The sequence below is a fragment of the Nocardioides sp. genome, from assembly GCF_036493135.1.
GTDB lineage: Bacteria > Actinomycetota > Actinomycetes > Propionibacteriales > Nocardioidaceae > Nocardioides.
In genome coordinates, this window is the sequence record NZ_DASXQG010000046.1 from 31,986 (window position 1) to 50,903 (window position 18,918).

Sequence of the window (18,918 nt, forward strand, 5' to 3'; positions counted from 1 at the left end):
CTCACCCGCCGAGGTGGCCGGTGGGGACCGTGAGTGCGACCCGCAGTCCACGGCCTGGATTCGCCTCTATGTTCAGCAGGCCTCCGATCAGCAGCGCACGTTCACGCATGCCGCGCAACCCGGGGCCATCAGCGCCGGCGTCGGGGAGCGCGTCTCCATCATCGGCGATCTGTAACACGAGCTCGGTCTCGTCGGATTGCATCCGGACGGTAATGGTGGTCGCACCGGAGTGGCGCACCGCATTGGTAAGAGCCTCCTGGGCGATGCGGTAGATGGCCAGTTCCGCCTCGTGGCCCATAGGGGGCAATCGGGGTGGCAGCATGGTCTCGATTCGCGCCGGCCCGTGGCCGCCGAGGGATTCGGTGAGCGCCGTCAAGGCGCTGACCAGACCGAGGTGGTCGAGGATCGCCGGGCGCATCCGCCATGCCAATGCCCCGATCTCGTCTATCACCGCACGGGCCTCGTCTTGGACCGCGACAATGCGGGGGCGTGCCGTCTCGGGCACCTCGTCGTGGATGGGGCCCAGATGCAGCAGTATGCCCGTCATTCGCTGCCCGATCTCGTCGTGCAGCTCTCGGCTGATGCGCTCGCGCTCGCCCTCGAGCGTCGCGACGCTACGGCGGGTGCTCGCCCGCCGCTCGGCCTCGAGTCGATCAAGCATGGTGTTGAAGCCGCCGATCAGCGCGCGCGTCTCAGCGCCGCCCATCTCCGGCAACCGGTCCCGGGGCCGCAGCAGATCCAACGTCTCCATCCGATTCACCAGTGCCACCAGCCCGGTGAAGCTGAACTTGAGCAACGCGGCGTCGGCGGCTCCCAGAACCATTGCTGCGGCGACGAGAACGATGGCCTGTCGCACCGAGACCGGGGCTGAAACCGTGACTGGACTCCACAACAGCAGCAACAGGCCCACCAGCAGAATCGCAGCATTCACCACCACGACCCGCACATACAACGACGACCGACGGGTGCGCGCGAACTCGCGATGGCTGGCTGGTCGCGGTTGCCTGCCCTCGAGGTCCGTCGTCCGCGCCGTGGTCATGACCGCAACCTTGCATCAGATGTTGACGCGGCGATAGACGTCGCCCGTAGCCGTGTCGCGGACACGGCAGATGATCGACATGACCTCCCGAAGCGAAATGCGCGCGGAGTGAGGGCGACGCCATCGGCCCGGAACTCGCGCAGACGTCCGGTCAGCGCGCACATCAAGCCGATCGGCAGCCCCGACCCGCCGTGCCCATGCCGGCTGCTTCGCCACCGACGACTACGATCTTGCGCGCCCTCCGCTCATACGCGGCCACCCAAAAATCACCCACCATGCTTGTCTTTCGTTTACCATATTGCATGCCCCAGGCGTCAAGGGTTAGAGGACATGACATGACGAATACCAAGGCCACCCCTTCGACCTCGCTCCCCAAGGAGGAGCACATCGAGGAGATCGTCAGCTCCATCGGCCCGAAGGTGAAAGAGCTTCGCCAAGAGCAGCGGCTCTCGCTGCAGCAGCTCGCGGTCAAGGCGGAGGTGTCGGCTGCGGCGATCCACAAGATCGAGCGAAACGACATGGTGCCGACGATCACCACCTTGCTGAAGGTCGCCAGGGCGCTCGATCGCCCGGTGACCTACTTCGTCGAGGGGGCGGGCGACCGGCCCGAACCGGTCGCGTTCACCCCGGCGTCGCAGCGCCCCGCCCTGTTCACCCCCCATGCGGGACTGACACTCGCCGGCATCTCCGGGCCCTATGCCCCCTTCCGCAGCGCGGTGGCACTCGCCACTGTCGATCCGGGCGCGAACAGTGGAGACAAGCCATTGCTCCACGCAGGAGAGGAGCTGGTCTTCGCACTCGAGGGCAAGCTGGTCTTCGACATCGCCGGCACACGACACGAGGTCAGGAAGGGGGACGCGCTCCACTTCATGGGGGACCAGCCCCATCACTGGGTCAACGAGGGCAAATCGAAGGCACGCGCCGTCTGGATCGCCCTACGCGACTCCTGAGCAGCCCGAGGAAACTCGCCGTTTACTATAGAGTATGAACCTGTAGTATAGTCGGGGACATGGCCTCCACACATGTCAACGACGCCCACCGTCACATCGGCCTCCTCCCGGCCTTCCCCTTCTACGGTGGCCCGCCGGTCCACCCCGACAGCTCGGCTCGTGGCACGGTCAAGGACTTCCTCGCCGACCTCGATGCCGAAGGCACTGAGCGAGCCCTGGTGATGCCGAACTACGGAGTCCCCGACGCCTCCGTGTCGTTCTCCTTCAACGAGCTTGCGCTGGAGGCCGCCGCGACCGACGACAGAGTCAGCTGTGGCTTGTGGGTGTCCCCCAGGCCCCAGGATGCAGAGCTCAATGCAGGTGCCCTCGCCCACGTCGGCGAGAAGGGCGTGAAGGTCCTCAAGACCAGTTTCCTGCTCGGCGGGCAGGTCGATGACCCGGCGTGCACCCCCCAGCTGGACCAGATCTTCGACACCGCACGCACGCATGGACTCGTCGTACACGTGCACACCTCATCCGGAGGCGCTTCCGACATCGACCAGATCGGCTTGCTCGTCGATCGCTACGCAGGCGACGTCAAGATCCACCTGGTCCACCTCGGAGGTGGGGTGAGCGCACACATCAAACTCATCGGGAGCCGGCTCTTCGACTGGATCGAGGCGGGCAAGCAGGTCTACACCGACACCAGTTGGGCGGTCGGCTTTGCCCCCCGTTGGCTGGTCCAGGAGATCGAACGGCGTGGGGTCGGCCACGACCGACTGCTCTTCGCGAGCGACGAGCCTTGGGGCGATCACACCGGCGAGCTCGCACGCCTCCAAGCCGCCGCCGGTGACGGCGAGCTCGGCCGGATGGTCCTGCGCGACAACTTCGCGGCCCTCTACGGCTGACCTGACGCGCTTCGACGGTGCCCCCCGCGCGCACCCGGGCCCTGTCCCGCACAAGCCGCGTGGGCTCGGAGTCGGATCTGTGACACACACGGCTCCAGCAGCAGCGTGACCAGCTTGCCTAGGACCGGCAAGGCGACACCCTGCAGGGCTGCCGTCGTACGCCATTTCCCCTCTCGTGGAGTCTGCCTACGCTCATGGCAAGTCGGCCGAAGGGCTCGCCGACGCCGCTCAGAGGGAGGGCGAACGTGTCAGTTGTCAAGCCTGTCAAGGCAGCTTCCTTGGTCCCGATTCTCGAGCCCGTCGCCCGAGAGCTCCAGGTGCGCAAACCTGGGTGTCGGGATACCTGTTCCTTCGACGCCGCCACGGAGTGGCACCACGCCAGGCTGAGAACATTGGAGAGTGACCAAGATGCGCTGCTGGAGTTCTTGGAGTTGGCGATTACCTGGCACGAGCTCGAATACTCCAAAGCCAACCTGATTCCCCCAGATCACTGGATGGCTTTCGTCGAACGTCATCGCTGGACGAATCCAGCTCGCGTCGAGCGGATCTTCAGCCTCGCGACCGATGTCGTGATGACGGCAGAGCGGGCGGCCGGGCACCGGCCTGAGCGGACGCACCGTCGCGACTCGGCGGCATGTCTCCAGCAGTGACACCGGGATTCTCTGTCCGGGCGGGGCGTGGACCTAGCTTCACCGGGGGGTGTGGCGCACAAGAGCTACATCACTTCCGCTCGTGCGCAATGGCGGCCATCGCCAGTGTCGAGTGGGCATAGGCGCCGCCCGCCCGCATCTCGGCGGCTACCCAGATGGCCTCCATGACCTCCTCGGGCTTCGCGCCCTTGCGGAGGGCGAGCTTCGTGTGGCCATCGATGCAGTAGGGGCACTGCGTCGTGTGCGCGACGGCCACCGCGATCAGCTGCTTGGTTCTTTCGTCGAGCGCCGCGTCGGCGAAGACGGCTTTGCTGAAAGCTGTGAACGCGTCGTGGATCCTGGGGGCGAGCTCCTTGCGGCGCGCGTGCTCCTCGGGGGTCGTCGGGTGGTAGATCTGCTCAGCCATCTGCTTCATCTCCGTCTCTTCGCTGGTGTCTCCTCAGCGCGGTTCCGAGCGTCGCATCGGGAGATGACGGCATGACGATCTCTCCCGAGACGACAGCGGATCTCGTCGAGGGCGTGGTGCTGCCTCGACCACTGGTGTGCTCGCTGGGTCGAAGGCCCGACCGCGCTTCTGCGACGAATGCAGTCCGGGCCGGTGCAGGCTCAAGGCCTCGGCCCCATGCTGCCAGGCTGGGCTGATCTCTTGACAGGGTCGCTCCCGGCGAGCCTTCGCATGGTGGAGTGCCGACCTCCAGCAACAAGCGCTCGTACACCACTACGTCGTGGTATCGCCGCGGACGAAGTCCGACGGCTTTCGCCGCGCGCTGCACACGATCTGAGCTCGACGTCCCCCGTCACGCTGCGCGCCGCCAGAACTTCCTGCTGCCGCCCCCGCGCGCACCGATCATGTCCCTTGGCCGAGCTGCTCTCGGCTACTGGGCCGTTGCGCAGACCCAGCCGTCCGGGAGGTTGCCCGAGCGCAAGAACGCGGCCAGTTCGACAGACGCCTCCTCGGTGAGGGCGCTGTCAGCACGGGGGTAGATGATCGGCTCTTCCTTGCTGTTGTGCTGCTCAAGCTTGGCGACGAACGCCTCGATGCCGTTGTCGATTTCGCGATGCTCACGTGTCAGTGCAGCTGACAGGCTCACGATCGACATCAGGGCACTCCTCTCCGTGATTCAGTGATGGGTGGGAAACGATGAGCACTCCTGTGGCCGGGCCATGCCCCATTGGGTGATGGTCAGGTGGCGAGGAAGGCGCCGAGCACCACCAGCGCAACAGTGAGCAGGCCGAGAAGGGCACGCAGACTGCCGGCGACTCGGCCGCCGCGCCGCACGTGCTCGCTCAACTTCTCGTCGTCAGGTGACTCGAGCAGGCGACGTCGCAGCACAGTCATCCGCCGGGCCTGAACCACCGCAACCGCGAAGGTGAACAGCAGCAAGGCCGCCACCACGCTCGTCGTGACGAGCATCCCTTCCGATTGCACGTCGCGAGCCAGGAAACCACCCGTAACCAAGGCCACCACCAGGGCCGGAAAACCGAGCCTGAAGTAGGAGCGACCGAGGGAACGGAAGAACTCGACCCGGCGACCCGGATCCAGAGCCGCAGAAGCGACTCTGGCGACCACGGCTATCGCAACATAGCCACCGATCCAGATACTGGTGGCCAAGACGAACACCGCCAGCACTGTGGCCTCGGCGGTATCAGACATCGTGATGTTCCTCCATCTGCTCAGCGCGGCCCGAAGGGATGAGCCGGTCGCTTGTGAGTGGTGCACACCGCACCGTGTTGCTCATGGTCTCCCTCCGGTCCGCGGGCCAGCCGCCCAAGTTCTTTTACACAAGTATGCCTTGTAAGAACGTCATCGACTTTTTGGGTTTCGCCGTGGCGCTCACCCGTCGCGGGTGATGCCCGCGTTCGGCGGGTGGTCCAGCATCGACGTGGCTGTCGTCGAAGCCGGTCGGAGGAGGTGGTCATGGCGGCGCTCGATGCGCGGACCGAACGGCCGACCGAAGGCGCAGCGCCCCATCAGGACATGATCTGGATCCCGGGCGGCACCTTCCAGATGGGCTCGAACGATCACTACCCGGAAGAGGCGCCCACACGTCAGGTGAGCGTGGACGGCTTCTGGATGGACGAGCACACGGTGACCAATGCGCAGTTCTCCCGGTTCGTGAAGAAGACCCGGTACGTGACGTCCGCCGAGCGGCCACCGGACCCGGCCGACTACCCGGGGGCTGCCCCGGAGCTGCTGGTCGCCGCGTCCGTCGTCTTCCAGCAGCCGACACGTCCGGTCTCGCTGGACAATGCCTACAACTGGTGGGCCTACGTGCCCGGAGCCAGCTGGCGCCAACCGCAGGGACCTGGGAGCTCGGTGAAGCGGCTGCCGGACCATCCCGTGGTCCAGGTCGCCTGGGAGGACGTGGCGGCCTACGCCGAGTGGGCCGGCAAGGAGCTGCCGACCGAGGCCGAGTGGGAGTACGCCGCCCGCGGAGGCCTCGCCGGCGCGACGTACGCCTGGGGCGACGAGCTCACGCCCGGAGGCCGATGGATGGCGAACACCTGGCAGGGCGAGTTCCCGCTCCACAACACCGGCGAGGACGGCCACAAGGGCACCGCACCCGTCGGGTCGTACCCACCCAACGGCTTCGGCCTGTTCGAGATGACGGGCAACGTCTGGGAGTGGACCAGCGACTGGTACGGCGCTCACGAACCGGCCGCACACGCCTGCTGCAGCATCGAGAACCCTCGTGGGGGCAAGCGCGACGGCAGTCACGACCCGGCCGTCTCGGGCATCGAGATCCCGCGCAAGGTGATGAAGGGCGGTTCGCACCTGTGTGCGCCGAACTACTGCCGGCGGTACCGGCCCGCGGCCCGGATGGCACAGCCCATCGACACCTCGACGTCCCACCTCGGGTTCCGCTGCATCAGCCGAGGGTGACGCCCTAGAAGGGAATGGACCGAGCGATGAGCGACCCGTTGTCGACCTGGCAGGAGGGTGCCGCCAAGGACGCCATCCTCGGTTACGTGGAGCAGACCTGCGCCGAGGGTTCCCCCGGCTGGGTGCCGGTCGAGGAACGGGTCGGGGTCTTCGACAACGACGGCACGCTGTGGTGCGAGAAGCCGATGCCGATCCAGCTCGACTTCGTCCTGCGTCGCCTCGCCGAGATGGCCGAGGGTGACCCGACGCTGCGCGACCGGCAACCGTGGAAGGCCGCCCACGAGCGCGACTTCGCCTGGCTGACACGTCTCGTGGAGGAGCACTACGCGGGAGACGACACCAACGTGAAGACGCTGGGAGCCGGCATCGTGGCGGCGTTCGCGAACATGACGGTCGACCAGTTCGAGGCAGATTCCGACGCCTTCCTGCACAACAATCGCCACCCGACGCTGGACCGCCCCTACCTGGCATGCGCATACGCACCCATGGTCGAGCTCCTCGCCCACCTGCGGGCGAACGGCTTCGCGACGTACATCGCCTCCGGCGGCGGTCGCGACTTCATGAGACCGATCAGCCAGGAGGTCTACGGCATCCCCCGGGAGGGCGTGATCGGAAGCGCCGTTGCACTCGCGTACACCCCCGACGAACAGGGAGGGGCCATCACCCGTCAGCTGGCCGCCGACTACATGGACGACGGCCCCGAGAAGCCGGTGCGCATCTGGACCCGTACGGGACGACGTCCGGTGCTGGCTGCCGGCAACTCCAACGGCGACATCGAGATGCTCGACTTCACCCAGCACCAGGACAAGCCGTCCCTGCGGCTCCTGGTGCTGCACGACGACCCCGAGCGCGAGTTCGACTACGTCGCAGGCGCGGAACGAGCGCTCGATCGCGCGGCCGACGCCGGCTGGACCGTGGTCAGCATCAAGAACGACTGGGCCCGGGTGTTCTGACGACACCGTCGGTCCGCCGGCATGCATCGCTTGCCGATCTTGCGAACCGTGACCCCGTCTGTGCCATCCGACCCAGTAGCGGGACCCCTACGGGAGCGAGGTCCCCGGGACCTGGGAGGTTCTCATGCGCACCTTCGCCACCACGGCCGCACTCGCGGTCTGCACGGCCACCCTGGCCGCCCCACTCGCGACGACCGACGCGGCCGCATCCGTCACGACCGACGCCGACGTCGCGACGACGACACCGATCCAGCACCTTGTCGTGATCTACCAGGAGAACGCGTCGTTCGACCACTACTTCGGCACCTACCCCGAGGCGGCCAACCCAGACGGTGACCCACCATTCCATGCGCGCTTGGGCACGCCGCCCGTCAACAACCTGCTGCCCACCTCCCTCAACGGCAACCGCGACCTCCGCGCCACCAACCCCAACCAGAGCAAGCCGTTCCGGCTCGACCGCACGCAGTTCGTGACCTGCAGCCAGAACCACGACTACAAGGCGGAGCAGCGGGCCGCGAACCAAGGACGGATGGATCGCTTCGTCCAGCAGACCGACAACTCCACGTGCAAGGACCTGCCGCGTGCCGTGCCGTCCCCGCAGACGATGGGCTACTTCGACGGCAACACGGTCACCGCGTTGTGGAACTACGCGCAGCACTTCGCGCTCAACGACAACGCCTTCGGCACGACGTACGGGCCATCGACGCCGGGTGCCCTCAACCTGGTTGCCGGACGCACGTCCGGGGCTTCCCCGGACAACGACAAGAACGTGACCGAGGGGGTCGTGTACGGCGATCCCGATCCGCAGTACGACGACTGCGCCGACGCTCCCACCCATGTGGAACTGAGCGGCACCAACGTCGGCGACCTGCTCACCGGGGCCGGCGTCAGCTGGGGCTGGTTCCAGGGTGGGTTCGCGCGCGCCAATCCCGTGGACGAGCCCACCGCCGTCTGCGACAGCATGAGCCCGAACCTGGCCGGCATCGCCGACGCGGACTACGAGGCACACCACGACCCCTTCCAGTACTTCGCCTCGACCGCGAACCCCCACCACCTGCCGCCGTCCTCGGAAGCGGCGATCGGCCACGACGACCAGGCCGACCACCAGTACGACCTCGGGGACTTCTGGACCGCGGGGCAAGCGGGTGATCTGCCGGCCGTCAGCTTCCTGAAGGCGCCGGGGTTCCAGGACGGCCACCCGGGGCCGAAGAACTCCAACCCGCTCGACGAGCAGGACTTCCTGGTCGAGACGCTCAACCGGATCCAACAACTGCCGCAGTGGTCCTCGACCGCCGTGGTGCTCGCCTGGGACGACTCCGACGGGTGGTACGACCACCAGTTCCCGCCGAACGTCCACCACTCGCACAACGCCACCCTCGACACGGTGTACGGCGTGAGCCCGGCCGGCGGCGACCCGACGACGCTGATGTGCATGGCGCCGCCAGGACAGCACCTGCCGGTCGACGACCCCAACGTGTTCGAGATGCGGTGCGGGTACGGCGAGCGACTGCCGTTCCTGGTGGTGTCGCCGTACGCGAAGGAGAACCACGTCGACCACACGCTGATCGACCAGACGTCGATCCTGAGGTTCATCGAGGACAACTGGGGCCTGCCGCGGCTCGGCAACGCGTCCTTCGACGCCGAGGCGGGCTTGCTGCGGAACATGTTCGACTTCACGCAGCGGCGCGACGACACCCTTCTCCTCAACCACTACACCGGCAACGTCAACCGACCGCCGTCGATCGGCGAGCCCACGGTCACTCCCGGGGATCCGAGGACCGGCGACACCCTCACGGCCTCCGCCATGACCGGTGACCCGGACCGCGACGTCACCGACCCCGGCCGCGCCGACGCCGACCATCTGCAACTCAGCTACGCGTGGTTCAACGGGTCGACCCGGCTCGCCGAGTCCGGGCCGACACTCGACCTCTCGGTCGCGGGCAACGGCGACCGGGGCGACCTGATCACGGTCCGGGCGACGGCCTCTGACGGTCTCGACGCCACGACGTCCGAGACATCGGTCGCGGTCAGCGACAGCGCTCCGACGATCGGCCTCGCCGCCGCGTCCGCCACCGTCGTCTACAGCGACGCCCTGACCCCGATCGAGGTCACGACGTCGGACCCGGACGGCGACGACGTCACCGTGGACGCGAACGGCCTGCCGGCCGGGCTCGCCGTGTCGCAGACTGCGAACGGCTGGCAGGTGGGGGGTGTCGACCAGGCGCCGGCCGGTGCGTACGACGCCGTCGTGCGCGTGTCGGACGGCGAGCTGGTGACCGAGACTCCGCTGCACATCGACGTGCGGCGCGAGAGTGCGCAGGTCGGCTACACCGGCGACCTGCTGTTCTCGACCGGGTCCGCCACCGCGTCGACGGCGGACGTCGTCCTGCGGGCGCACGTGCACCAGGATCCAGACGGTTCAGCGGGCGATCTGACCAGGGCCGCCGTCCTGTTCGACGTGTACGCGCCCGGCAACTCCACGGACGTCCCGGATGCGACGTACGCCGCCTCACCGACCGCCGGCGGCGACGCCAGCGTGGACATCGGGTCGCGCGCACTCGGAACGTGGAGCGTCGTCGTGCGGACAGATCCGTCCGCGGGCGACTTCGAGGCTCCGGCCTCCGACGTCGTCCCGGTCACCGTCTACGCGCCGAGGGCCGGCACTTTCGTCACCGGCGCGGGATGGGTCCACGATCCCGCGTCCGACGACCGCGCCACGTTCGGGCTGGAGGCGAGGCCGCGGAAGGACGGCTCACCCTCCGGCGTGGTGGCGTACGCATTCGCCGGCGCCGACGACAAGCTGTACGTCGTCCGGTCCACGGGCTGGCAGGGAGGCGGGCTCGCCATCAGTGGCAACCGCGCGACGATCGCCGGCACCTGCGAGGTGATCGTGCTGGATCCCGTGGGCCACGTGGTGACGAGGTCGACCGGCGACAGATTCCGGCTCGACGTCACCGACGTCCCGCGGTCCGACACGTTCGCGTTGAGCTTCTACACGTCCGACGGGACGCTCTACCACCGAGTCGGCACGCCCGCTGAGCCGCTCCCACTCGGCGGCGGGCAGGTGGTGGTGCACGGCTGAGCGCGCGTCCAGCACGCTGTCAGGAACCACCGCGCCGGCTCGTCAACCTCCCGTACCCACACATTCACGAGGAGGGAACCATCATGAGCTCAGCGCTGGCAGCGCTGCGTCGCGACTTCGGCGGCGACATCATCGAACCCAACGAGGCGGACTACGAGGCGGCCAGCCGGACCGTGCTGGCCGCCGGGAGTCCCGCCGTGGTCCTGAGGCCCAGCAGCGTCGGAGACGTGCAGGCGGCGGTCACGGTCGCGCGGGAGGCAGGAACCACGCTGTCGGTGCGCGGCGGCGGCCACGGCTTCGCGGGCTTCGGGACCAGCGACGGAGGGGTCGTGATCGACCTCGGCAGGCTGGCGAGCGTGGAGGTCGTCGACGAGGAGCGCCACATCGTGCGCGTCGGGGGAGGTGCCACCTGGGGTCAGGTCGCCGACGACCTGGCCGCACGAGGCCTGGCGATCTCGTCGGGCGACACCAGGAGCGTCGGCGTCGGCGGGCTGACGTTGACCGGCGGCATCGGATGGAAGGTCCGCAAGTACGGCCTGGCGCTGGACAACGTGGTCCGCGCAGAGGTGGTCACGGCCGACGGCGAGGTCGTGCTCGCGACCGCGGAGGAGAACCCGGAGCTGTTCTGGGCGCTGCGGGGTGGCGGGGGCAACTTCGGGATCGTCACCGCCTTCGACTTCGTCGCACATCCGACGACGGACGTCTTCTTCGGCAAGATCTCGTTCCCGGCCGCGGAGGCCGCCACGGTCCTCCAGGGCTGGTCGGACCAGTTCCGTACGGCGCCCGAGGAGCTCACCTCGAACATCGTCTTCGCCAACCCGTTCCTGGGCGGACCCGAAGCGCCCGTCGAGGTGCTGGTGGCCTTCGACAGCGACGACCCGGAGCGCGCCGCGCAGGCCATCGACCCGATCCGGAGCCTCGGCACCGTGCTCGACGACGACGTCGCGCTGACGCCGTACGCCGACATCCTCGAGGAGGGAATGATCCCGCCGCCCGGCATCCAGTTCCTGGCCCGGAGCGCCTTCGTCGATGCCGACTCGGCCCCCAAGGTCCTGCAGATCCTGGCCGAGGTCGGAGCGTCGGAGCGATCGCCGATCATCGCCCTTCGCAGCGTCGGTGGCGCCGTGTCGAGCGTTCCCGAGGACGCCACGGCGTACGCGCATCGCGCAGCTCACCTGATGTTCCTGACCACCACCGTGGGTCCCCGGCCCGTGATCGAGGCCGCTCGACCCGCGCTGGACGACATCTGGGAGACGCTGGCGCCACACGTCACCGGCGCCTACGCGAACTTCCTCACCGACGCCACCGAGAGGGAGGTCGCCGCGGTTTACCCCGCGGAGACCTACCAGCGACTCGCCGCGGTCAAACAGCGGTTCGACCCCGACAACCTGTTCGCCGGCAACCTCAACGTCCGGCCGTCGATCAGGTGACGGTGCGGATCAGCTTCTTGTTAACGAACTCCTCGATGCCGAAGCGACCCAGCTCCCGGCCGAAGCCGGACCGCTTCACGCCGCCGAACGGCAGCTCGACACCCTCGGCGCCGACCCCGTTGACGAAGACCATGCCGGCATCGATCTGGTCGGCGACGCGGGCGGCCTGCTCGGGGTCGTTGGTGTAGACGTAGGAGCCCAGGCCGTACGGCGTGTCGTTGGCGAGGCGGACGGCGTCCGCCTCGTCCTTCGCCCGGAACACCATGGCCACCGGCCCGAAGAGCTCCTGGTGGAAGGCCGCGCTGTCCTCGGCCACCCCGGTGAGCACGCCGCTGGGGTAGAAGGCGCCGTTGCGCTCGCCGTTCGTCTCGAGGTGCGCACCACCGGCGACCGCGCCCTTCACCTGCTCCTCGAGGCGGTCGGCCGCGAGCTGCGACGAGAGGGGGCCGGTCTCCTGGCCGAGCATCTTCTCGGTGAACTTCGCGACGAAGTCGTCATGCAGGCTGTCTGCCACGATGAATCGCTTGCCGGCGTTGCAGGCCTGGCCGGTGTTCTCCATGCGGGCCGAGATGGCTGCGTCGACGGTGGCGTCCAGGTCGTCGGACCCGAGCACGACGAACGGGTCGGAACCGCCGAGCTCGAGCACGACCTTCTTCAGGTGCCGGCCGGCGGTGGCGGCGACGGCCGACCCGGCGCGCTCCGAGCCGGTCAGCGAGACGCCCTGGATCCGCGGATCGCCGATGAGCTCCTCGATCTGCTCGTTCGAGGCGTACACGTTGACGTAGGCGCCCTTCGGGAAGCCGGCGGCGTCGAAGATCTCCTGCAGGATCCGCGCGGAGTCCGGGCACTGCGGCGCGTGCTTGAGCACCACCGAGTTGCCCGCCGCGAGGTTCGGCCCGGCGAAGCGCGCGACCTGGTAGGCCGGGTAGTTCCAGGGCATGATCCCGAGGATCACGCCGAGCGGGCGCTTCCGTACGACGGCGGTGCCGTCACCGTCCAGGAGCTCGATCGGCTCGTCGGCCAGGAACTCCTCTGCGTGGTCGGCGTAGTAGCCGTAGATGTCGGCGCTGAAGTCGACCTCGCCCAGCGCGTCGTCCATCGCCTTGCCCATCTCGCGGTTCATCGCGCTCGCGAGCTCCTCGCGACGCTCGGTGTGGAGCTCGGACACGCGGCGTACCAGCTTCGCCCGGTCCGCGACAGAACTCGTGCGACCCCAGCTGGTGAACGCGTCCTGGGCAGCCTCCACCGCCGCGAGCACCTGCTCGTCGGTGTCGGTGGGAACGTCGCTGATGCGCTCTCCGGTGTGGGGGTCGGTCACTGCGTACTGCGTCATCTCGGTCCTTTCGTCGTGCAGAAGTCGTCGGGGCCCGCTCAGACCACCGCGGGTCACTGCCCAAACTAGTCCGACGCGCGTGCGCTGCCGAGACCTCCCCGGTCGCGGCATCCCGGCGGGACCAAAGGCCCTGGCGCACCGCGCGTGCCCGGCGTTCGATGGTGCCACGACGGTGGGACCGCTTTCGCGCAGGGGGATTGACGAGCTGCCGGGCTCCGGCTTGGCGCGCAGGGTGCACGACCCGCGGTCCCGCCGTTCTTGCCATCGCGTCGCGCCTTCCCACCGCGGCGTACGTCGTGAGGTTCCTGGCGCGCATCGGTCCGGCAGCTGCCACCGGTCCCGGCGCTGCTCAATGCCGTCCCGGGACGGCACTACCGGAAGAACATCGCGACGGTCCGGGCCGACTGACCCATCCGTTCCGAGCCCCGCTACGTACGCCTTGTTGCAAGCGACTTGCAACAAGGAGCGAGATGCGACTAAATGGCGGTATGGCGCAGGCGGTGCACGCGGAGGTTTCCGGCGAGGAGTCGAACCTGACCCGGTTCCGTCGTAGTCTCAGCCGCTCCGACTGGCGCTCACTGACGGCGATGGGCTCGGTCATCGTGCTGCTGCACGTGGTCGGCTTCGGCCTACTGCTGGGGTTCGTGACGCCCGAGCACTTCACCCTCGGCGGTGACCACCCGGTCTTCACCGTCGGCGTCGGCGTCCTGGCCTACACGTTCGGTCTTCGACACGCCTTCGACGCCGACCACATCGCCGCGGTCGACAACACGACCCGGAAGCTGATGGCCGACTACGCCGACCGTGGCGAGGACCGCAAGCCGCTGTCCGTCGGCTTCTGGTTCTCGCTGGGCCACTCGACGATCGTGTTCGGCCTCGCGTTCCTGCTGTCAGTAGGTGTGAAGGCGCTCGCCAACCCGGTCGAGGACGACAACTCCACCCTGCACTCGCTGACCGGCGTGATCGGGGCATCGGTCTCCGGGGTGTTCCTCTGGATCCTCGGCATCCTCAACCTCGTGGTCCTGCTCGGGATCATGCGGGTCTTCCGCGAGATGCGGGAGGGGCGGTACGACGAGGCACAGCTCGAGGACCAGCTGAACAAGCGTGGCTTCATGAACCGCTTCCTCGGCGGCCTGACCAAGAGCGTCCGCAAGCCCTGGCACATCTACCCGATCGGGGTGCTCTTCGGGCTCGGCTTCGACACTGCGACCGAGGTCGGGCTGCTCGTGCTGGCCGGCGGCGCCGCCGCGCTGAACCTGCCCTTCTACGCGATCCTGGTGCTGCCGATCCTGTTCGCGGCCGGCATGTGCCTGATGGACACCATCGACGGTGTGTTCATGAACGCGGCCTACGGCTGGGCGTTCGCCAAGCCGGTGCGCAAGATCTTCTACAACATCACGATCACCAGCATCTCCGTCGCGGTCGCGCTGATCATCGGCACCGTGGAGCTGGTCGGCGTCCTGGCGGACCAGGCGAACATCACCTCCGGTCCGATCGCGGCCATCGCCGGCATCCCCCTCGACTACGCGGGCTACGGCATCGTCGGGCTGTTCGTGATCGCCTGGCTGCTCGCGCTGGCCGTGTGGCGGTTCGGCCGCATCGAGGAGCGCTGGTCATCCGACCTGGCCGGCTGAGCCCGCGTCAGAGGTAGAGCCCCGCCGTCTCGTCCCCGAGCCGGTCGGAGGCGACCGCGTGGATGTCGCGCTCGCGCATCACGACGTACGTGTCGCCCTGCACCTCGACCTCGGCCTTGTCCTCGGGATCGAAGAGCACCCGGTCGTCGACCTGCACCGAGCGCGCGTGCGGCCCGGCGGCGACGACCCGGGACCAGACCAGGCGCCGGGCACCCATCGCCGCGGTCGCGGGGATCACGATGCCGCCGGCGGACCGGCGCTCGCCGTTCTCCCGGTCGACCTCGACCAGGAGCCGGTCGTGGAGCATCTTGATCGGGAGCTTCTCGGACACGGCGGACCAGGCGCTCAGTCGGAGGCGAGCTTGCGGACCGCGGCGACCAGCACCACGACCCCCAGGACGCCGCCGGCGACCTTCAGGATGTTGTTCGTGCGTGGTTGCCCGGTCTTCAGGTCGACGAAGTAGCCCTTGATCGAGGTGATCTCGCGGCGCGCGATGGTCTTCGGACTCGAGCGATAGACCAGCAGGTCGATGGTGTCGGCCAGGCGCTCGCGCGTGGCCTCCATCTCGGCCTCGAGCGCTGCGGTCTCCTTGGTCACGCGGGCAGGCTATCAATGGCGACGTCGGCAGGCTGGACTAGGTTCGGACCATGACTCGCCTCTCGGCCGGTGACCCGGCACCCGACTTCACCCTGCCCACCGATGACGGCGCCACCGTGTCGCTCGCCGACTCCCGCGGACGCAAGACGATCGTCTACTTCTACCCCGCCGCGATGACCGCCGGATGCACGAAGCAGGCCTGCGACTTCACCGACTCCCTGTCGTCGCTCCAGGCGCACGGGTACGACGTCCTCGGCATCTCGCCCGACTCCCCCGCGAAGCTGGCGAAGTTCCGCGAGCGCGACGGTCTCACGATCACCCTGCTCTCCGACGCCGACAGGTCGGTGCTGAACGCCTACGGCGCGTTCGGAGAGAAGAAGCTGTACGGCAAGGCGGTCGAGGGCGTCCTCCGCTCGACGTTCGTGGTCGACGAGGACGGCAAGATCGCGCTCGCCCAGTACAACGTGAAGGCCACCGGTCACGTCGCCAAGCTGCGCCGCGACCTCGGCATCGACTGAGCCTGCTGTCGCCCTGACGGCAGGACGATGCCATTGCGACGTCACGATGATGTCGCTACGGTGTCGCCATGCCGTCAATTGACCTGGGCTCACCCGTCCGCCTGCTCCGCCGAACTCCCGACCTGAGGCTGCTGTTCGGCGCCGGCCTGGTCTCGCTGACCGGCGACTACGTGCTCTCGGTGGGCCTGGCCTACTCGGTCTATGCGTTGACCGGGTCAACGTTGGCGTCGGCGGCGGCCCTCCTCGCGGCGTTCATCCCTCAGGTGCTGGTCGGCAGCGTCGCCGGCGTCTTCGTGGACCGCTGGGACCGCAAGCGCACGATGGTGGTCACCAACCTGCTGCTCGCGGTGGGCCTGCTCCCCCTCCTGATCGTCCACGGCACCGACCAGATCTGGCTGGTCTACGTCATCTTGGCCGTCCAGTCCGGGATCGAGGTCTTCTTCTCGCCCGCTGAGCAGGCGTTCCTGCCCCGGGTCGTCGACGACGCCGATCTCGTCGCGGCCAACGGCCTCAACAGCCAGATCCGCAACCTCGCGCGCCTGGTCGGGTCCGGCGTCGGCGGCGTGGTCGCGGCGACCGGTGGGATCCGGGCGGTGGCCGTCGCCGACGCGATCACGTTCCTCGTGGCGGCGCTCCTGGTCGCCCGTATCCGGACCGCGGGGCGGGCCGTGGTGGAAGCCGCGGGTAAGGAGGCGGCCGACGTCGTGCGGGGCCGCGTCGCCGCGCTGGCCGACGAGTGGCGGGCCGGCCTCCGGACCGTCACGTCGAATCGGGTCCTCCGCACCCTGATGATCGCCATGCTGATCACCAGCACCGGCGAGGGGATCATGGGGACCCTGTTCGCGCCGTACGTCCGACACGTCCTCCACGGCAGCGGCCAGGTGTACGGCGTGATCACCGGCGTCCAGGCGATCGGCGGGGTCGTCGGCGGCTTCCTGGTGGCCGTCGTCGCGGAGCGCTGGTCGCCGGTGACGATGGTGTGGATCGGCTCGATCCTGTTCGGGCTGATCGACCTGGCGATCTTCCTCTACCCGCTGCTCTGGGTGACGCCGTGGCCGGCGGCCATCGGCATGATCGTGGTCGGCCTGCCGGGTGCCGTGGTGATCGCCGGGACGATGACGCTCTACCAGCGCAACACCACCGACGAACGACGCGGACGGGTCTTCAGCCTGATCTCGCTGGCGCAGGCGGTGAGCGTGGTCATCGGCGCCACGCTCGCCGGGTTCCTGGGCGGCCCGACCGGGATCATGCCGATCCTCGCCCTGCAGGGTGTCGGGTACGTCGTCGCGGGCCTCCTGGTACTCGCGCGTCTGGGAGACCGCGAGGCCTCCCTAGACTTGTCGCCCACGCGCTCGTAGCCCAACCGGCAGAGGCACCGCGTTTAGGTCGCGGCCAGTGAGAGTTCGAGTCTCTCCGAGCGCACCCACCAGGGTTGGCCGGTTGTGCCAGGGTGTGCCCATGCCGGGGTTTTCTGAGACAGAGGCACGCGCGTTCGCCGCATCGTTCCAGGGGTTCCTGGAGTGGGTTCATTCCGAGCACCTCCAGGACCGTCAGCGCAACGAGGTCGTGGCGCTGGTCCAGGACTTCCTCGGAGCACAGGGTGGGGCGCACTCGGTCGTCTCCCGCAACCTGGCGGCCTTCGAGCACGTGAACCTGCAGACCGCTCTCGACGCCTGGTCCCACGAGCCGGGGCGGTCCGTCGCCGTACACGGCATCTCCATCCCTCCGCACCACGGCACGGTGACCCTGCAGCAGCTCGTCGCCGGCGAGGGCGTGCCGCCGCTGCGGCTGTCGGCTCCCCCACTGATCGACCTGCCGAACGGGCCGGGCTCGACGTTGGCCTGCATCAACCTGGCCGCGCTGCTCGTGACCGACCCGCGCGGCGAGTACGTCGTGATGGTCGTGGGGCCGGTGGAGCACGAGCACGGGCTCCTGGTCGAGATCGCCGGACTCCCGGTCGACGCGGCACAGGCGGTCCACGCGGAGCTCGACGCGCTACGCCACCGGCTGAACGTGTACCGCGGACACGTGCTCGACATCGGGCTGGGCCCGATGGGGAACGTCGTCCTCACGTTCGCCGAGGTCCCGACCACGGAGCGGGAGCACGTCGTCCTCCCGGAGGTGGTCCTGGGCCGGGTAGAGCGCCACGCCCTCGAGGTCTCCACCCACCGCGAGGCGCTGATGGCGGCGGGTCAGCACCTGAAGCGCGGGCTGCTCCTCTTCGGTCCACCCGGCACCGGCAAGACGCACACCACCCGCTACCTGATCGGCCGGATGGACGGCTACACCCGCATGATGCTCACCGGCCGGGCACTCCACGTGATCGGGGCCACCGCCGACCTCGCTCGCGACCTGCAACCGGCGGTGATCGTGCTCGAGGACGTCGACCTGGTGGCGGAGGACCGCAGCCACGGTCCGGGATCGAGCCCGGTGCTGTTCGAGCTGTTGGACGCCATGGACGGCGCCGCACCCGATGCCGACCTGCTGTTCGTCCTCACCACCAACCGCGCGGACCTGCTGGAGCCGGCGCTCGCGGCCCGACCCGGCCGGGTCGACGTCGCGGTCGAGATCGACCTGCCCGACGCCGAGGCTCGCCGCAGGTTGTTCGCGCTGTACGCCCGCGACGTCCCGACGAGCCTCTCGGATGCCGAGCTCGACGACGTGGTCGAGCGCACCGAGGGGGTCACGGCCTCCTTCCTCAAGGAGCTGCTCCGTCGGTCCGTCCTCGAGTCCCTCGTCGAGCACACGCCTCTGGAGACCGTCACCGCCGCACACGTCTCGCGGGCACTCGACGACCTGCTGGACAGCAGCCAACAGGTCACGCGCAGCCTGCTGGGCGTCGGCAACGACCCCGAGGACCTCCCCGGCGGTGGCGGGGCAGGGACGCTCCCGCCGGGACACCAGGGTGGCTGGTACGGCTACGGCGCCATGCGGAGTCGGTCGCGCATCTACCGCGCCTAG

18 protein-coding genes and 1 tRNA gene are annotated in these 18,918 nt (G+C 68.6%); 12 read left to right on the top strand and 7 right to left on the bottom strand.

All coding sequences use genetic code 11. The features are described 5' to 3' along the window. Position 1 precedes the first annotated feature (1 nt). A complete protein-coding gene (locus tag VGJ24_RS07565) occupies positions 2–1,039 on the bottom strand; it encodes a sensor histidine kinase (RefSeq protein ID WP_331499910.1) in 1,038 nt (345 codons plus the stop codon). A 335-nt stretch (positions 1,040–1,374) separates the two neighbouring features. On the opposite strand from VGJ24_RS07565, the gene VGJ24_RS07570 reads away from it, so the two are divergent. The 3 genes from VGJ24_RS07570 (at position 1,375) to VGJ24_RS07580 (ending at position 3,526) form a co-directional block, all read left to right on the top strand. After that, complete coding sequence (locus tag VGJ24_RS07570; protein ID WP_331499911.1) at positions 1,375–1,989, top strand: XRE family transcriptional regulator; 615 nt, start codon at positions 1,375–1,377, stop codon at positions 1,987–1,989. 59 nt (positions 1,990–2,048) lie between these two features. Beyond that, positions 2,049–2,876: an amidohydrolase family protein gene (locus tag VGJ24_RS07575; protein ID WP_331499912.1), complete on the top strand. Its 828-nt coding sequence runs from the start codon at positions 2,049–2,051 to the stop codon at positions 2,874–2,876. 392 nt (positions 2,877–3,268) lie between these two features. Next, on the top strand, positions 3,269–3,526 hold the full coding sequence (locus VGJ24_RS07580) for a hypothetical protein (protein WP_331499913.1): 258 nt from the start codon (positions 3,269–3,271) through the stop codon (positions 3,524–3,526). Between the two features lie 70 nt (positions 3,527–3,596). On the opposite strand, the gene VGJ24_RS07585 is transcribed toward VGJ24_RS07580, so the two are convergent. The 3 genes from VGJ24_RS07585 to VGJ24_RS07595 form a co-directional block, all read right to left on the bottom strand. Beyond that, complete coding sequence (locus VGJ24_RS07585) at positions 3,597–3,932, bottom strand: carboxymuconolactone decarboxylase family protein (RefSeq protein WP_331499914.1); 336 nt, start codon at positions 3,930–3,932, stop codon at positions 3,597–3,599. Positions 3,933–4,401: 469 nt separating this feature from the next. Further along, positions 4,402–4,626 carry a hypothetical protein gene (locus tag VGJ24_RS07590; RefSeq protein ID WP_331499915.1) on the bottom strand — a complete coding sequence of 75 codons (225 nt, stop codon included), beginning with the start codon at positions 4,624–4,626 and terminating at the stop codon, positions 4,402–4,404. 83 nt (positions 4,627–4,709) lie between these two features. Beyond that, positions 4,710–5,180 (bottom strand): hypothetical protein, encoded by a 471-nt coding sequence (locus tag VGJ24_RS07595; RefSeq protein ID WP_331499916.1) that lies wholly within the window; start codon positions 5,178–5,180, stop codon positions 4,710–4,712. A 264-nt stretch (positions 5,181–5,444) separates the two neighbouring features. Here VGJ24_RS07595 and VGJ24_RS07600 point away from each other — a divergent pair, with 264 nt between their 5' ends. From VGJ24_RS07600 to VGJ24_RS07615, 4 genes are all read left to right on the top strand, one after another. After that, the gene (locus VGJ24_RS07600; RefSeq protein ID WP_331499917.1) at positions 5,445–6,410 is read left to right on the top strand and encodes a formylglycine-generating enzyme family protein; all 966 of its coding nucleotides are present in this window, start codon (positions 5,445–5,447) and stop codon (positions 6,408–6,410) included. A gap of 26 nt (positions 6,411–6,436) precedes the next feature. Next, entirely contained in the window at positions 6,437–7,363 is a 927-nt protein-coding gene (locus tag VGJ24_RS07605; protein ID WP_331499918.1) for an HAD family hydrolase, read from the top strand. 124 nt (positions 7,364–7,487) lie between these two features. Further along, positions 7,488–10,445, top strand: coding sequence for an alkaline phosphatase family protein (locus VGJ24_RS07610; RefSeq protein ID WP_331499919.1), 2,958 nt, complete (start codon positions 7,488–7,490; stop codon positions 10,443–10,445). 83 nt (positions 10,446–10,528) lie between these two features. Beyond that, on the top strand, positions 10,529–11,875 hold the full coding sequence (locus VGJ24_RS07615; protein ID WP_331499920.1) for an FAD-binding oxidoreductase: 1,347 nt from the start codon (positions 10,529–10,531) through the stop codon (positions 11,873–11,875). Here VGJ24_RS07615 and VGJ24_RS07620 read toward each other — a convergent pair. Further along, a complete protein-coding gene (locus VGJ24_RS07620; protein WP_331499922.1) occupies positions 11,868–13,208 on the bottom strand; it encodes an NAD-dependent succinate-semialdehyde dehydrogenase in 1,341 nt (446 codons plus the stop codon). The two genes, VGJ24_RS07615 and VGJ24_RS07620, sit on opposite strands and share 8 nt — an antisense overlap. A 488-nt stretch (positions 13,209–13,696) precedes the next feature. Between VGJ24_RS07620 and VGJ24_RS07625 the strand changes: the two genes are divergently transcribed. After that, complete coding sequence (locus VGJ24_RS07625) at positions 13,697–14,842, top strand: HoxN/HupN/NixA family nickel/cobalt transporter (RefSeq protein WP_331499923.1); 1,146 nt, start codon at positions 13,697–13,699, stop codon at positions 14,840–14,842. Positions 14,843–14,849: 7 nt separating this feature from the next. Here VGJ24_RS07625 and VGJ24_RS07630 read toward each other — a convergent pair whose 3' ends face one another. Then, positions 14,850–15,149 carry a co-chaperone GroES gene (locus tag VGJ24_RS07630; protein WP_331499990.1) on the bottom strand — a complete coding sequence of 100 codons (300 nt, stop codon included), beginning with the start codon at positions 15,147–15,149 and terminating at the stop codon, positions 14,850–14,852. Positions 15,150–15,187: 38 nt separating this feature from the next. After that, positions 15,188–15,439 (bottom strand): DUF3618 domain-containing protein, encoded by a 252-nt coding sequence (locus tag VGJ24_RS07635; RefSeq protein WP_331499924.1) that lies wholly within the window; start codon positions 15,437–15,439, stop codon positions 15,188–15,190. Between the two features lie 50 nt (positions 15,440–15,489). Here VGJ24_RS07635 and bcp point away from each other — a divergent pair, with 50 nt between their 5' ends. The 4 genes from bcp to VGJ24_RS07655 all read left to right on the top strand — a co-directional run bounded on the left by bcp (position 15,490) and on the right by VGJ24_RS07655 (position 18,918). Continuing rightward, a complete protein-coding gene (gene bcp, locus VGJ24_RS07640) occupies positions 15,490–15,957 on the top strand; it encodes a thioredoxin-dependent thiol peroxidase (protein ID WP_331499925.1) in 468 nt (155 codons plus the stop codon). A gap of 68 nt (positions 15,958–16,025) precedes the next feature. After that, complete coding sequence (locus VGJ24_RS07645) at positions 16,026–17,315, top strand: MFS transporter (protein ID WP_331499926.1); 1,290 nt, start codon at positions 16,026–16,028, stop codon at positions 17,313–17,315. Beyond that, a tRNA-Leu gene (locus VGJ24_RS07650) sits at positions 17,306–17,379 on the top strand. The genes VGJ24_RS07645 and VGJ24_RS07650 overlap by 10 nt, the downstream gene beginning before the upstream one ends. A gap of 36 nt (positions 17,380–17,415) precedes the next feature. Continuing rightward, positions 17,416–18,918 (top strand): ATP-binding protein, encoded by a 1,503-nt coding sequence (locus VGJ24_RS07655; RefSeq protein WP_331499927.1) that lies wholly within the window; start codon positions 17,416–17,418, stop codon positions 18,916–18,918.

Excerpts from the sequence above, each read along its gene's own strand:
- VGJ24_RS07590 (WP_331499915.1), bottom strand. The coding sequence starts at position 4,626 with ATGTCGATCGTGAGCCTGTCAGCTGCACTGACACGTGAGCATCGCGAA.
- VGJ24_RS07655 (WP_331499927.1), top strand. The coding sequence starts at position 17,416 with ATGCCGGGGTTTTCTGAGACAGAGGCACGCGCGTTCGCCGCATCGTTC.
- VGJ24_RS07615 (WP_331499920.1), top strand. The coding sequence starts at position 10,529 with ATGAGCTCAGCGCTGGCAGCGCTGCGTCGCGACTTCGGCGGCGACATC.
- VGJ24_RS07595 (WP_331499916.1), bottom strand. The coding sequence starts at position 5,180 with ATGTCTGATACCGCCGAGGCCACAGTGCTGGCGGTGTTCGTCTTGGCC.
- VGJ24_RS07585 (WP_331499914.1), bottom strand. The coding sequence starts at position 3,932 with ATGGCTGAGCAGATCTACCACCCGACGACCCCCGAGGAGCACGCGCGC.
- VGJ24_RS07620 (WP_331499922.1), bottom strand. The coding sequence starts at position 13,208 with ATGACGCAGTACGCAGTGACCGACCCCCACACCGGAGAGCGCATCAGC.
- VGJ24_RS07645 (WP_331499926.1), top strand. The coding sequence starts at position 16,026 with ATGCCGTCAATTGACCTGGGCTCACCCGTCCGCCTGCTCCGCCGAACT.
- VGJ24_RS07610 (WP_331499919.1), top strand. The coding sequence starts at position 7,488 with ATGCGCACCTTCGCCACCACGGCCGCACTCGCGGTCTGCACGGCCACC.
- bcp (WP_331499925.1), top strand. The coding sequence starts at position 15,490 with ATGACTCGCCTCTCGGCCGGTGACCCGGCACCCGACTTCACCCTGCCC.
- VGJ24_RS07630 (WP_331499990.1), bottom strand. The coding sequence starts at position 15,149 with ATGCTCCACGACCGGCTCCTGGTCGAGGTCGACCGGGAGAACGGCGAG.
- VGJ24_RS07605 (WP_331499918.1), top strand. The coding sequence starts at position 6,437 with ATGAGCGACCCGTTGTCGACCTGGCAGGAGGGTGCCGCCAAGGACGCC.
- VGJ24_RS07570 (WP_331499911.1), top strand. The coding sequence starts at position 1,375 with ATGACGAATACCAAGGCCACCCCTTCGACCTCGCTCCCCAAGGAGGAG.
- VGJ24_RS07600 (WP_331499917.1), top strand. The coding sequence starts at position 5,445 with ATGGCGGCGCTCGATGCGCGGACCGAACGGCCGACCGAAGGCGCAGCG.
- VGJ24_RS07575 (WP_331499912.1), top strand. The coding sequence starts at position 2,049 with ATGGCCTCCACACATGTCAACGACGCCCACCGTCACATCGGCCTCCTC.
- VGJ24_RS07625 (WP_331499923.1), top strand. The coding sequence starts at position 13,697 with ATGGCGCAGGCGGTGCACGCGGAGGTTTCCGGCGAGGAGTCGAACCTG.
- VGJ24_RS07565 (WP_331499910.1), bottom strand. The coding sequence starts at position 1,039 with ATGACCACGGCGCGGACGACGGACCTCGAGGGCAGGCAACCGCGACCA.